At 38.7% G+C, this 13077-nt stretch carries 11 protein-coding genes; 8 read left to right on the forward strand and 3 right to left on the reverse strand.

Going from position 1 to position 13077, the window contains the following annotated elements; translation table 11 throughout:
* Positions 1-156: 156 nt before the first annotated feature.
* A complete protein-coding gene (locus PL8927_RS20995) occupies positions 157-1002 on the reverse strand; it encodes a DUF3598 family protein (RefSeq protein ID WP_083625389.1) in 846 nt (281 codons plus the stop codon).
* A gap of 30 nt (positions 1003-1032) precedes the next feature.
* On the opposite strand from PL8927_RS20995, the gene PL8927_RS21000 reads away from it, so the two are divergent.
* The 6 genes from PL8927_RS21000 (at position 1033) to PL8927_RS21025 (ending at position 8570) form a co-directional block, all read left to right on the forward strand.
* Positions 1033-1977 (forward strand): SAM hydrolase/SAM-dependent halogenase family protein, encoded by a 945-nt coding sequence (locus tag PL8927_RS21000; protein ID WP_083625390.1) that lies wholly within the window; start codon positions 1033-1035, stop codon positions 1975-1977.
* A 199-nt stretch (positions 1978-2176) separates the two neighbouring features.
* A complete protein-coding gene (locus PL8927_RS21005; RefSeq protein ID WP_083625391.1) occupies positions 2177-2482 on the forward strand; it encodes a YkvA family protein in 306 nt (101 codons plus the stop codon).
* 394 nt (positions 2483-2876) lie between these two features.
* Positions 2877-4001, forward strand: coding sequence for a mechanosensitive ion channel family protein (locus PL8927_RS21010; RefSeq protein ID WP_083625392.1), 1125 nt, complete (start codon positions 2877-2879; stop codon positions 3999-4001).
* A 365-nt stretch (positions 4002-4366) separates the two neighbouring features.
* Positions 4367-5371: an L-histidine N(alpha)-methyltransferase gene (gene egtD / locus PL8927_RS21015; RefSeq protein ID WP_083625393.1), complete on the forward strand. Its 1005-nt coding sequence runs from the start codon at positions 4367-4369 to the stop codon at positions 5369-5371.
* A gap of 49 nt (positions 5372-5420) precedes the next feature.
* Positions 5421-6809, forward strand: a complete 1389-nt coding sequence (gene ovoA / locus PL8927_RS21020; protein WP_083625394.1) for a 5-histidylcysteine sulfoxide synthase — start codon at positions 5421-5423, stop codon at positions 6807-6809.
* A gap of 174 nt (positions 6810-6983) precedes the next feature.
* Positions 6984-8570, forward strand: coding sequence for a mechanosensitive ion channel family protein (locus tag PL8927_RS21025; protein WP_083625395.1), 1587 nt, complete (start codon positions 6984-6986; stop codon positions 8568-8570).
* Positions 8571-8608: 38 nt separating this feature from the next.
* On the opposite strand, the gene proX is transcribed toward PL8927_RS21025, so the two are convergent.
* Positions 8609-10498 (reverse strand): glycine betaine/L-proline ABC transporter substrate-binding protein ProX, encoded by a 1890-nt coding sequence (gene proX, locus PL8927_RS28635; RefSeq protein ID WP_231506091.1) that lies wholly within the window; start codon positions 10496-10498, stop codon positions 8609-8611.
* A 137-nt stretch (positions 10499-10635) separates the two neighbouring features.
* Entirely contained in the window at positions 10636-11838 is a 1203-nt protein-coding gene (locus PL8927_RS21040) for a quaternary amine ABC transporter ATP-binding protein (RefSeq protein ID WP_083625396.1), read from the reverse strand.
* Between the two features lie 316 nt (positions 11839-12154).
* On the opposite strand from PL8927_RS21040, the gene PL8927_RS21045 reads away from it, so the two are divergent.
* Together PL8927_RS21045 and PL8927_RS21050 are read left to right on the forward strand one after the other, a co-directional pair.
* On the forward strand, positions 12155-12649 hold the full coding sequence (locus tag PL8927_RS21045) for a DUF427 domain-containing protein (RefSeq protein WP_083625397.1): 495 nt from the start codon (positions 12155-12157) through the stop codon (positions 12647-12649).
* 167 nt (positions 12650-12816) lie between these two features.
* On the forward strand, positions 12817-13074 hold the full coding sequence (locus PL8927_RS21050) for a helix-turn-helix domain-containing protein (protein WP_083625398.1): 258 nt from the start codon (positions 12817-12819) through the stop codon (positions 13072-13074).
* Positions 13075-13077 lie beyond the last annotated feature (3 nt).

Here is a 13077-nt window from a genome sequence, read left to right on the forward strand (position 1 = left end):
TCAGAATTGAAGATAATTACAGAACCCGCCCCTACATTTTGTTGTGGAAAAAATCCGCTCGCATTTGAGCAATAATCAACAATTAAACCGTAGGGGCGGGTTCCGAGACGAGCTTTAATGATCAGTAATTATCTCCCTAAACCCGCCCTTTCTTCTCTAGGATTGTTTTTGTTCTGTAACTAAGGTTAAATTAACCCATTCTCCTTTGTGATTATATTGACGAATTAAACGCTGTCTAAGATTCGGTTTAATTAACCAACCCGCTTCAAAAAAGAAGGGTTTCCCTAACTCTACTTTCTCAGGAATTGTGGCGGAAGCCCCATCGGGTAATAATATTACTTTAACGGGGTTTTTCCCTTGATCAAAATAAAGAATAGAGCCATCAATTCTTGCTTTTGAGGATATTTTAGTTTCCTGAACTCCAAAAGTTATATTTTGCTGAAGTTGATGATCATTATCTAATTGTAACTGCATTCGAGTTGAATAAGATTCAGGAGAACGTAAATCAGGATAAATAGTAATTGCTTCTCCTTGCCATTCTCCTAATAATGCCTCAAGCGTAAAAGCAGGATATTCAACGATATCAGTTCCCTGACGTTTTTCTCGAATTAATGTTAAACTTTCTAACAGACCATCGGTGTTGAATAGTTCTACTAAACGTAACCGCCGATTTTCATAAATAAACCCGAATTCTGCGCCAGATTGTGAAACGGGAGACAGTTGAATTGTTCCTTGAGAAAAGGCCCCATTCTCAAAAAATAAAAGATCTCGTCCCAGAGATTGATATTCTCGGACTAATTCTTTAACTTCCGGTGGAGCAGTAGGATCAGAATTAGGATAAAATCGTTTGAGGGTCAGCCGTGCTGTTTGATTGTCATTCAAACTTTCTAGGGTGAGATGACTGGGAATATCAGTAATTATTTCTCCTTGGGGTGATAACTGAGCAAAAGACCCTTGCCATTCTCCGAGGTTTTTTAGAAAATTTTGCCATTGACTGTTCATTTTGAATCCGATTATTTAATAACATTGATAATGAATCAGGATAATAAAATCATAACGCTTTTAACAGACTTTGGTTTAAAAGATGTTTATGTGGGTGTGATCAAAGGGGTGATTCATCAAATTAACCCTGAGATTAATATCATTGACTTAACCCATGATATTCTGCCTCAAAATATTGCGGCGGGACGATTTTGTTTGATGAATGCTTATTCCTATTTCCCTGAAAAAACGGTTCATATTGCTGTTGTTGATCCTGGGGTAGGAACTCAACGAAGGGCGATCGCTATTCAATTTAAAAATAGCTATTTAGTCGGGCCAGATAACGGGTTGTTAACGGGACTATTAGAACCCTTTTTAACTTCTAAAATTGATATTAACTCTAATCATTTAGAATCTCCTGAAATTATTGCGATTGAATTAAATAATCCTCAATATTGGCGAACTGCTCAACCGAGTACAACCTTTCACGGTCGAGATATTTTTGCCTCAGTTGGTGCTCATTTAGCCTCTGGCGTTCCCCTAGAACAGTTGGGAACCCCTATTGACCCCAAAACCTTAATGAAACTGTCGTTACCGTCCTATCGGTTCACCGATTTGGGTATAGAGGGATCGATTCAATATATTGATGGGTTTGGGAATTTAGTCACCAATATTCCTGGGGAAGCCGTTGCTGATAAAAATTGGTATCTGGTGATCAGTAAAGGACAGAAAAAACCCAAGAATAAAAAGCATAAACAGAAAAAAACCAAGAAGAATTCCAAACAAAAATTGAAGCCAAAACAGCAAAAATTTTCGAGTTTATCCTGTTTAATTCCGAGGGGTCAAACCTATGGAGATGTTGCATTGGGTCAATTGGTGGCGTTAGTTGGTTCTCATGATTGGGTAGAAATAGCACTGAATGGGGGAAATGCTCAACAACAATTAAACATAGATTGGGGAGCAAAAATACAAGTAATGATCCGTAATCAGTCCTAGGAGCGGCGTTAACTAGCCCCTACCAGTAATCTGTCAGATCATCTAACTCAAGACTCAAACCTGCTCAATGATTAGGGATTAGGGATTACGGATTAGGGATTGGTGAAACATCCCTACAAAAATACTGGGTTTTCTACACTTCTGGATCGCCGTTAGATTTGTCATTGTATAAATAAGTAGACAACATTAGGGCTGTGAAATGAAAAATCTTATTCAATCCTTTTATAACTGGTATCGCGTCACCCTGCGGAATACAAAATATCGCTGGGTTGTGATTTTAGGAAGCTTAATTTACTTAGTGAGTCCCCTTGATATTTCTCCTGACTTTCTGCCGATTGTCGGATGGTTAGATGATGGCGTAATTGCAACTATTTTAGTTACTGAAGTATCGCAATTACTGATTGAAGGTTTAAACCGTCGCAAACAAGCTAATAAAGCAACAGAAGTTAATGAAGTCGAGTCTGTCAGTCGTGATCAAACAGTTGTGGATGTTTCCTTCAGCTAGATCATTGTTGTTCAGAACTTAAACTAAAAGGGAGTAGAGATCAATTTGAGATTGATCTCTACTCCCTTTCTTAATATCACCACAAGAATAGATTGACAAAAATATGAATATTTTAAAACTGAGGACTAGGTGAGCATCCCTATCAAAAACTATTGTGCCATGAAGATGTGGCAAGAAGTTTTCAAAGCAAGAATCAGTGTCTTAAAAAGCTGCAACCACGAGCTAGTGATTTTACGCAAGTAAAGCAAAGTTAAGCATTGTTAAATTTTTCTGTGATCCGCAAATCTTCTCTCTAAATCATGGTAAATTTTCCGACAACGAAAGCACTAGGGTGATTGTCTAAACTATATTGGGCGATCGCATACCAATTTTATACCAGGGAATAAACTAAATTATGGAACAATTTTTAAATACCCTAAAAAACATCAATATTGATGTTTCAGGTGTCCCCATCGGCAAAATTATTCTAGTGATTCTGATCCTGACAATCACGCAGGTATTCAGACGGTTTTTGATCGAAGCAATTATTAAACGGGTTGAATATTTAACTCGAAAAACCGAGAGTACACTGGATGATGAATTAATTGCCATTCTCAAACCCGCCTTAAGTTGGCTGATTTTGATTGGGGGATTGTGGCTAATAAAGGAAATTGTGGCGGTCAACATTGGGCCACAATTGAGCGAAGCAATTACTAAAGTTCTCAACTTAATTGTTTTTTTCATCGTTGCTTATGTGATTTATCGCAGTGCTTCGATTTTCGGACAGCTAATTGCTAACGTCGTGTTGCGGACTGAAACCGAACTCGATGAGTTACTCAGACCCTTGATGCCGAAGATTTTTCAATCGACAGCCATTATCGTCATCGCAATTAAAGTCAGTGAGATATTTTTAGGACAATCCGCAGCGGCACTGGTGGGTTTATTAGGGGGTGCTGGGATTACGTTAGGTTTGCTGTTGAAAGATATTGTTTATGACTGGTTTTGTACCGTTATCATCTATTCTGATGGTCTTTATCGAGAAGGAGATTGGGTTTCAGTCTCAGGATTACAGGGTTTTGTGCAGATCATGAGTATAGGATTTAGAACTACAACTCTCCATGTTTATCAATGGGGTTCAATTGTAAAAATGCCTAACTCTAAAATGATTACAGGAATTGTAGAAAATTGGTCACAAAATCCAGGTGAGGAATTAAAATGGGGCATTAGTTTAACGCTGAAAATTGATAGTATTTCAGCCAAGCAAACCGCTAGAATCTGTGATGCAATTCGAGAAATGCCCCCATCTATTCCGGGCTTATCTAAAGAGATGATTGTTCGGTTTAGTAAGATTGAAAATAATGCCCGTGTGATTAACATCGTTGCTTTTGTTAATGATGACAATCTCTACTTTGATGCGGAGAAAAATTTGAACCTAGCCATATTAGAACTCCTAGAACAAGAGGGCATCGATTTCTTGTATGTCGATCTCCGAACCGACCCAGAACACTATAAACAAAGTCAGAAAGCAGCCAACAATTAAATCTAGCCTTCCGATTTAATCGGGGTCAAAATTTATGATTTAAAGAGAATTAGTAAGAGGGAAGGGTGATAATATTTTGATCTTTATCTTGAGTCTTAGAGCCCCCCTAACCCCTTTTAAGAAGGGTAGAACAGGATTTTAAATTCCCCTTAAAACAGGGAATTCAGGAGGATCGAATCTCATATTTAATCAGGAATTTTGGGCTTAAATTAACACAAATATATCGTGCTTAAACTTGACTTAAGCACTACACAAATTTGGCTGATTCTTTTGCTTTTTTTAATGTAAAGTTTTTAAAAGTAAATCTTGACGATTGATTTGAAGTATGGAATTATGTTGATATAAAATTAAAAAAAGGGAACGTGATGTTAACAACTTGTTTGCAAAGTATTGATAAATCTAATCAACATCTAAATCGGGAGGGTGAAGATGTTATTCAAGGATTAACTAACGAATTTAAGTATTTACCCCCCAAATATTTTTACGACGATCACGGATCAAATTTATTTGAACAAATTTGTGAGTTACCCGAATATTACCCGACTCGAACAGAAGCCTTGATTTTGAGCCAATATGCCGATGAAATTGCTCAAATTACAGGCGGTTGTGAACTGGTAGAATTAGGGAGTGGCAGTTCTACAAAAACACTATTTCTGTTAGATGCTTATCAAAAAATTGCCAATCGATCTCAATATATTCCCATTGATGTAAGCGGTGGCATACTTAACTCTACCGTTGTCAAACTACAACAAAAATATCCGACTTTCTCAATTCAAGGATTAATTGGAACCTACGAACAAGCGTTAATTAAGCTAGAATCAACCCCGGCATCATCACGGATGATTTTTTTCTTAGGGAGTTCTATGGGCAATTTTAATCCCAGAGACTGTGATCTTTTCTTAAGTCAAATTGCCAAAACATTACAACCCGGTGATTACTTCCTATTGGGAATTGATTTACAAAAACCCAAAGAAATATTAGAGCCAGCTTATAACGATAGTCAGGGCGTTACGGGAGCTTTTAATCTTAATATGCTCTCCCATTTGAATTGGCGTTTTCAAGGCAATTTTGACCTGAATTTATTCACCCATCAAGCGATTTACAATCAAGAAGATCATCAAATCGAGATGTATCTGAATTGCCAAAAGAGTCATTGGGTATCCCTAGACAGTTTAGATTTAAAAGTTTCTTTTGCTAAGGGAGAATCTATTTTAACTGAAATTTCTCGCAAATTTGATTTAGCATCTCTGCAAAAACAACTAGAGTACAAGCACCTCAAAACCGTAAAAGTTTGGACAGATCCTAAAAACTGGTTTGGGTTAATACTTTGTCAAGCTGGAAACGATTTTGTTGATAAAATTGAAGAATAAAGCCCAATTTTTGGATTTTATTTTGAGAAAACATTCATCATCATTACCCATGAACACCCTTGTATCTAATTGTCCGCCCAAACTAGATTGTTGCGATCGCCAAACTCTCCTCAACTATTTTCAGGAGGCTTGGCAACTCGAAGATATTCTCCTGAAAAGTTTAGTCGGAGAAGACACATTTTATCTGAATCCTGACCCTTTGAGAAATCCGCTTATTTTTTATCTCGGACATTCGGCGGCTTTCTACATCAATAAATTAGTTCGGGTGGGATTATTAGAAAAATCTCTGAATCAGGACTATGAAATTCTGTTTGGAGTTGGAGTTGATCCCGAAACACCCACAGAATTGAATCAAGCGATCGCTCATCTCCAATGGCCAGACCTTACTTCCGCTTGGCAATATCGAGAACAAGTCTTAGAAATACTAACAGAATTCATTGAAAAAACGCCGATTACTTTGCCAATTCTTCCCGATCATCCCCTGTGGGCGTTAATCATGGGAATTGAACATCAGCGCATTCATATCGAAACATCTTCGATGTTATTTCGCCAGCTTCCCCTAGAGCGAGTTAAACGACCTTCAGAGTGGAAATATGCCCCTTCTAAAGCTTATATTCCAGAGAATGAAATGCTCAAAGTTGCAGGCGGAATTGCAAAACTTGGCAAAGCTTTTGATGATTCAACCTATGGTTGGGATATCGATTATGGCTCACGCACCGTTGAAGTTGCACCTTTTTTAGCCAGTAAATATCTCATTACTAATAGCGAATTTTTGGATTTTGTTAAGGCGGGTGGCTACGAAAATCAAGAATATTGGGATAAAAAATCTTGGCAATGGAAAACTGAAAATAATATCCAACATCCCAAATTTTGGCGCTTAGAAAAGGGCAGTTATAAATATCGCGCCCAGTTTGATGAAATGGATTTACCGTTAGATTGGCCAGTAGAAGTCAATTACTACGAAGCAATGGCTTATTGTCGTTGGAAAGGTGAGGGAACTCGGTTAATGAATGAAGCCGAGTACAATGTCGCCACTTACGGTAATGGTTTAGGAGAAGATGTAGACCATTACAATCTCAATTTCAAATTTGGTTCACCGAGTCCCGTCGGAATGTTAGAAACCGCCAAAAGTTACTCTGGACTCTATGATTTACGGGGGAATGTTTGGGAATGGTTGAGTGATCATTTAAACCCCCTTTCAGGATATGAACCCCATTTTCTTTATGAAGACAATTCTGCCATCTTTTTTGATACTCAACATCAAATGATGTTAGGAGGATGTTGGATTACAAACGGTACAGAAGCGTTGAAATATTATCGCAATTGGTTTCGGCCCAATTTCTATCAACACGCTGGTTTTCGGATCGTTCAAGATATTGATAACAGGGAACAGGGAACAGGGAACAGGGAACAGGCAGGAAAAGAGTTCTCTATTTAGATTTTAGCATCAGTCTATGTCCTAACACCCTAGATGCGACTGCTATAGCTAATACAGTTATCGGTTTGTAGGGGCGGGTTCATCAAAATTTTAGTTGGTTAACAAAGATCTGACTGAACCCGCCCTTACCAGTAATCAGTAATCTTACCCTTAATTATTGACTCTAACAATGAAATGAGCAACCTATTAATTATCTTGGCTGAAGTTAGCCTAGTGATCATTATTTTTCTAGTTTTGATTGGGTTAGTTAGAAATTCATCCCAACTCTTAATTAAATTTTCTATCTTTAAAAGCGAAGATCCTCGAATCAAAACCCTGCGTCGTAATATCACAAGATTTTTGGTATTAGTTGGCTTACTCTTGTGTATTTTGATTGTCGGGGTGAATGGTTTTTTGCTATATCAAGGTAAAAATATTCAACAATATACATTCAATTTAATTAGCCGTATTCCCCCAGGATTTTGGGTTACCCTCGGAATCGGTATTGGTCAAAGTATTGGTGCTGTTGTTGTAGCAGTAATCGCTCTAAAACTACTGAAATATTGGCTAAAAATAGCCAGCACTCGCGCCAAAAACATCGAAACAAGCACCGCCGACGATGAAAGTATTGATGCTTTCTTTACCGCCCTTTATCAAAGAATCAGAGGCGGAATTTGGCTGTGGGTAATTATTTGCTGTACCCAATTTCTCAAATTACCCGCCATCGTTTCCGAATATCTCTATATTGCACTCCGAATTTATCTGATTATAGCAGTTGGATTACTGATTCTCAAAGCCGTCGCTGCCATTGTCGATACCCTCGATGTTCTTACTCTCAAATATTCCAACTCCGATAACCTATTGCGATTTTATGCTCGTCTCCAACACCTGATTCCGTTATTAAAACGGTGTCTGGAATTTGTTATTTATGTCTGCATCGCCACATTAGTAACACAACAGATCCAATTAATCGCCCAACTCTCCACTTTTGGTCTAAGAATTATTAAAATTATTGCCATAGTCTTCTTAAGTCAAGTATTATTTGAAGTTATCCACTTGCTCGTAGAAGAAGTAGTATTTAAAGAGCAGAATTTGACGGACATCCAAAGAAGTAGACGCTTAACTCTAATTCCCTTATTTAAGAGTTTATTGCAATACTTAGTGTATTTCACCGTTGGAATTTTTATCCTTTATACCCTCGATATTAATCCTACTCCCATATTAGCAGGTGCGGGGATTGTTGGTATTGCTATCGGTTTAGGAGCTCAGACCCTAATTAACGATATCGTCAGTGGTTTTTTTATTCTGTTTGAAAACTACTATTTAGTGGGGGATTATGTTGAGTTGAGGAAAGCCGAAGAAACCAAAGTAGAAGGGATTGTTGAAGCCATCGAACTCAGAACAACTCGTATCCGCCATCCCAATGGTCAATTACAAATTATTCGCAATGGTGATATGAGTTCCATTACTAATTATTCCAAACAATATGTTTTTGCAGTAGTAGACGTTAGCATCCCTTATGATTCTAATTTAGTTGATATCTATCAAGTTATTCAGGACATAGGACAGGAGTTAAAAGCTAATTCTACAGATATTCTGGAACCTACAAAAATTGATGGGGTAGAAAGTCTGAGCGAATCCAACTTATTGCTAAGGACATTAACTAAAGTGAAACCCGGAAAACATCTTCAGATTCAGCGAATTTTACGAAAGACATTTATGGATACCTTGTTACAGGAAAAAATTCTACTTCCGGCTAATAATGAAACTAGCGAGGATTAATTTTGCGTTTTCTAAAAATATATAGAACAGGGAATAGCTTAACTATTTGCTTTGCCAATTGCTTGAGTAATTCGATCCAGTAAGATTGCTAACAAAACAATTCCTAATCCCCCCACAGCCGCCATCCCCACATCCAAACGCCCCACTCCTTGTAATACAGTTAAACCCAGTCCGGGTACTGCAATCATCGAAGCAATTACCGACATTCCCAAAGCAAATAATACTGTTTGATTAACTCCTGCTAGAATTGTTGGTATAGCCAGAGGAATTTGCACTTCCCAAAGGATTTGTCTAGGCGTTGAACCAAAAGCATAAGCCGCTTCCACTACCTCCGTTGAGACTTGTCGAATCCCCAAATTTGTAAACCGAATTAAAGGAGGAAGGGCATAAATAATTGTAGCAATTACCCCCGGCACTTCTCCAATTCCAAATAGCATCACCACAGGAACAAGATAGACAAACGTGGGCAGGGTTTGCATGGCATCAAGCAGGGGTCTAAATACTTGCTCAAAGCGATCGCTCCGCGCACAAGCCACACCCAAGGGAATCCCGATAATGATACAGAATATAACCGCCGTAATCACTAGAGCCAGGGAAACCATCGCAGCTTCCCACAGCCCAACAAAACCAATCAATGTTAGCGCCAGTAGGCTGTAAATTCCTACCCCTTGTCCGGCAATTTTCCAGGTCATCAAACTAATTAAAAGTAGAGAAATCAGAGGGGGAATTGTCAGCAATAAACCGCGAATTTCTGTGAGTACCCAACTGATAGGAATACGAAGAGATTGGAAAAAGGGACGAAAGTGATCGACAAGGAAATTAATCGTGGCTGTAATCCACTTATCCAGAGGAATAGTGTAAAGCTCAAAAGGATTTAATAAGATATTCAGTCTTTTTAAACGTTGGCTGTTAATATTGTTCTCTACACTTGAGGGTTGTTTCCCTAGCTGATTGCTAGTCTGATTAATTTGGGCTAACCAACCCTCAAACAGGTCTTGATTTTGCTTAACCCATTCTTCCGCATGACGACGAATATCTTGGGGTTTATCTTCACCGTTTTTGATCCGATAGCTTTCCCGAATCATATCTTTATAAGGAATTTTAACCAGTTCCAAAAAATGTTTAGCCGATGGATTTTTGGCTAAAAATTTCTGATTGGCAATCACTCGATATTTACCTTGAACCATCCCCAGATTTTTCCCATTTACAGATGTATCTTTGGCGGTAAGATTTTTAATATTAGAGGCAGTAAAAGGAACTTCTAACCAAATAACATCTTGACCGACCTTCAGCACCTGACCCAGCCAGAAAGGACTATAAACATAAGAAAAAAACGGTTCTCCTTGTTTATAACGAGTTAAAGCATCAGCAATTAAGGCGGTATAATTTCCCTGATTAATTTCAACAGTATCCCGCAGTTTGTAAGCATCAAAATGATGCTCCATTTCTAACTCACAACTCCAACCGGGATCGCAACCGACTAGATCAGCTTTGCCATCTCCATCGCTATCAAATAACTGGGCAATTTTGGGATCTTGAAATTGTTGTAAGTTAGTAATTCCATATTTATCGGCCGTCTTTTTATCAATTTGATAGCCCTGCATAAGAGGAAAAAGTAGACCAACTTTCTCCAACTTTTTTGCACCGCCAGCATTTTTATAAAATTCATTATGTCCAGGTTCTCCAAAGACTGGAGCAATATCCAAATCACCATTAGCGACGGCCGTATAGAGGGCTGGATATGCTACCCCTACCAGTGGTGCTGTTTTGTAACCCAGTCTCTCCAACCCCATATTAATAATCTCAGTTTGAAATCGATCCTCAATCCAATCACTCGTTCCTAAACGAACAATAACTCCCTTTCCGGGTAGAGCCGAGTCAGTAGTTGCTTGGGCGCGGAAGCAAAAAGTAATTAAACCGATCAGCACTATTGTTGTCAGAACTAACAAGATTGATTTTTTCAGGTGTTGTTTGATCATCTTTATGAATTACGAATTGCGAATTACGAATTACGAATGTGGATAATATTTTTGGCTGTTTCATATCAGTTGTAAATTATTACAATCTATTGAGGACTGCTATTAAACTTGCTAATCCTATTGAGAACGTCAGCCTGTTCTAAAACTCCTTTAAACTTTCCGGTTTCATCAACCACAACTAAGCTTTTTTCCTGGCGATAAAGATGAAAAATATCCTCCAAAGGAACGGTTGCTTTCACCTGAGAAAAGTTGGTTTGCATCAATTTAGTAATATCTTTAACTTCTTGCTGAATCGCCTGATCAAGCTGTTGGGAATTGACAAAACCAACAGGTTCTCCGTGAGCATTAATTACATAGATTTGCTGAAGGTTTTGGCTTTGTATTTGTTTGAGTGCTACTGGCTCCAAATCTTCACCTAAAATTAAACAAATCGTTGGACGGGCAATTGTTCCCGCTTTCAGGATTTGGCCGCGATTGACATCTTGAGTAAAGCCACAGATATAATCATTTGTCGGTTGATTTAACAGTTCTTCTGGAGTCCCCAGTTGAACAATTACCCCATCTTTCATCACCGCAATCCGATCGCCCAGTTTGAGTGCTTCGGGAGTGTCGTGGCTAATAAACACAATCGTTTTGTTTAACTGTTTTTGGAGTCTTAATAATTCATCCTGCATTTCCCTTCGAGTTAACGGATCGAGAGCACTGAAAGGTTCATCCATCAGCAAAATTTCAGCATCCGTTGCCAAAGCACGAGCCAGTCCCACCCGTTGCTGCATCCCCCCACTGAGAGCAGAAGGCAGATAATCCGCCCATTGAGCCAGTCCAACCACCTCCAAGGTTTCCAACGCTTTTATCCGACGTTTGGCTTTACTTATTCCTCGTAATTTCAGCCCGTATTCTACATTATCGCCAACGGTTCTATGAGGAAATAAGCCAAAATGCTGAAACACCATTGACACTTTTGTCAAGCGAATTTGACGAATTTGTTTTTCATCCAGATGGGCAATATCCTGATCATCAATATAAATGTGTCCACTGGTTGGGGTGATCAAACGATTAATGCAACGAAGCAGAGTAGATTTACCCGATCCTGACAATCCCATGATCACAAAAATCTCACCCGAATTGATGGTAAAAGACACATCTGCAATGCCGAGCACCTGACCTGTGGCTTGCAAAATAGCATCTCGATCGGCTCCGGTGCGAAACAAATTCAGTGCAGTATGACACTTATCTCCATAAATCTTTATAAGATGTTCGATGCGGATTTTGGCTTTAGGATTACTCATGCTTTACACCATTTCTCTCGATGGTATAGCGCTACGCGCTAGGGAACAGGGAACAGGGATAATACTTCTGGCTGTTTCATATCAGTTGTAAATTATTACAACCTACTTGGGATTGCTATAGCAAGTCTAAATGATTTGTGATCAAAACCTGTAGGGGTGGCGTCCCTCCCAACCCTCTTGGTGCCTGGGTTGGAAGGGACGCCACCCCTACCTTCAAATATTATAATCCCCCTCTCGAAGGCGCGAATTGCTATATCTTAATAAAAGAGATAAACAATGATATTATCTAAACCCATAATAAAAACCCTATACAATCATGAGACCCAATCCTATCCCCCCAGAACCCGGTCAAGAATCCGTTTGGGATTATCCTCGTCCCGCTTGTTTAGAAGATACAAATAAACATCTGAAGGTAATTTGTAAGGGGATTATTTTAGCCGAAACCAATAGAGGGAAAAGAGTTTTAGAAACCAGTCATCCTCCGAACTATTATTTTCCCGCAGAAGACATTAAATTAGAACATCTAATTGCAACACCCAAAAAAGGGTTATGTGAATGGAAAGGGCGATATCAATATTACGATATCAGCATCGGTGATCAATATATAAATCATGCGGCTTGGCGCTATTTTGAACCGACCCCCGGTTTTGAGTCAATTCAAGAATATTACGGTTTTATTGCGAATTTAATGGATGCTTGCTATGTTAACGATGAGCTAGTAACCCCTCAATCTGGGGACTTTTATGGGGGATGGATTACGGCGGATATTGTTGGGCCGTTTAAAGGTGGCGTTGGTACATGGGGATGGTAAGTCATGAAAATTGAATTAATCAAAATAACACGCCATTCCTGATCAGTTTTTTGCTCAACTCAAAGATCAGTTCTAAAATCGATCAAACTCTATCTTTAGATAGATGCGAAACTAAATATAACATCTGGTATAGTTCTGCTAATTATAAATGATTTCTAGCTTGCGTTATGAATGCTACAGATCAACAAGGAGTAGCACAATTAATTCGTGAGACTCGTCAGTGTCTGAATTTATCTCAAGTTCAATTTGCCTTAAAATTAGGTGTATCTTTTCAAAGTGTTAATCGCTGGGAAAATGGGCGAACTAAACCTTTACCTTTAGCCTTAAACCAGATTAAGCAATTACTCTATCAGATGAGCACTTCGCCAGAGCCAACCCTGCGACAACGGAGTCGGGATCTTCTTACCCAATATTTTTCCGACTAAGGA

The organism is Planktothrix serta PCC 8927 (assembly GCF_900010725.2).
Taxonomy (GTDB): Bacteria; Cyanobacteriota; Cyanobacteriia; order Cyanobacteriales; family Microcoleaceae; genus Planktothrix; species Planktothrix serta.

Bases quoted from the DNA above. Each gene is read 5' to 3' on its own strand.
- PL8927_RS20995 (WP_083625389.1), bottom strand. From the start codon at position 1,002: ATGAACAGTCAATGGCAAAATTTTCTAAAAAACCTCGGAGAATGGCAA.
- PL8927_RS21000 (WP_083625390.1), top strand. From the start codon at position 1,033: ATGAATCAGGATAATAAAATCATAACGCTTTTAACAGACTTTGGTTTA.
- PL8927_RS21005 (WP_083625391.1), top strand. From the start codon at position 2,177: ATGAAAAATCTTATTCAATCCTTTTATAACTGGTATCGCGTCACCCTG.
- PL8927_RS21010 (WP_083625392.1), top strand. From the start codon at position 2,877: ATGGAACAATTTTTAAATACCCTAAAAAACATCAATATTGATGTTTCA.
- egtD (WP_083625393.1), top strand. From the start codon at position 4,367: ATGTTAACAACTTGTTTGCAAAGTATTGATAAATCTAATCAACATCTA.
- ovoA (WP_083625394.1), top strand. From the start codon at position 5,421: ATGAACACCCTTGTATCTAATTGTCCGCCCAAACTAGATTGTTGCGAT.
- PL8927_RS21025 (WP_083625395.1), top strand. From the start codon at position 6,984: ATGAGCAACCTATTAATTATCTTGGCTGAAGTTAGCCTAGTGATCATT.
- PL8927_RS21040 (WP_083625396.1), bottom strand. From the start codon at position 11,838: ATGAGTAATCCTAAAGCCAAAATCCGCATCGAACATCTTATAAAGATT.
- PL8927_RS21045 (WP_083625397.1), top strand. From the start codon at position 12,155: ATGAGACCCAATCCTATCCCCCCAGAACCCGGTCAAGAATCCGTTTGG.
- PL8927_RS21050 (WP_083625398.1), top strand. From the start codon at position 12,817: ATGAATGCTACAGATCAACAAGGAGTAGCACAATTAATTCGTGAGACT.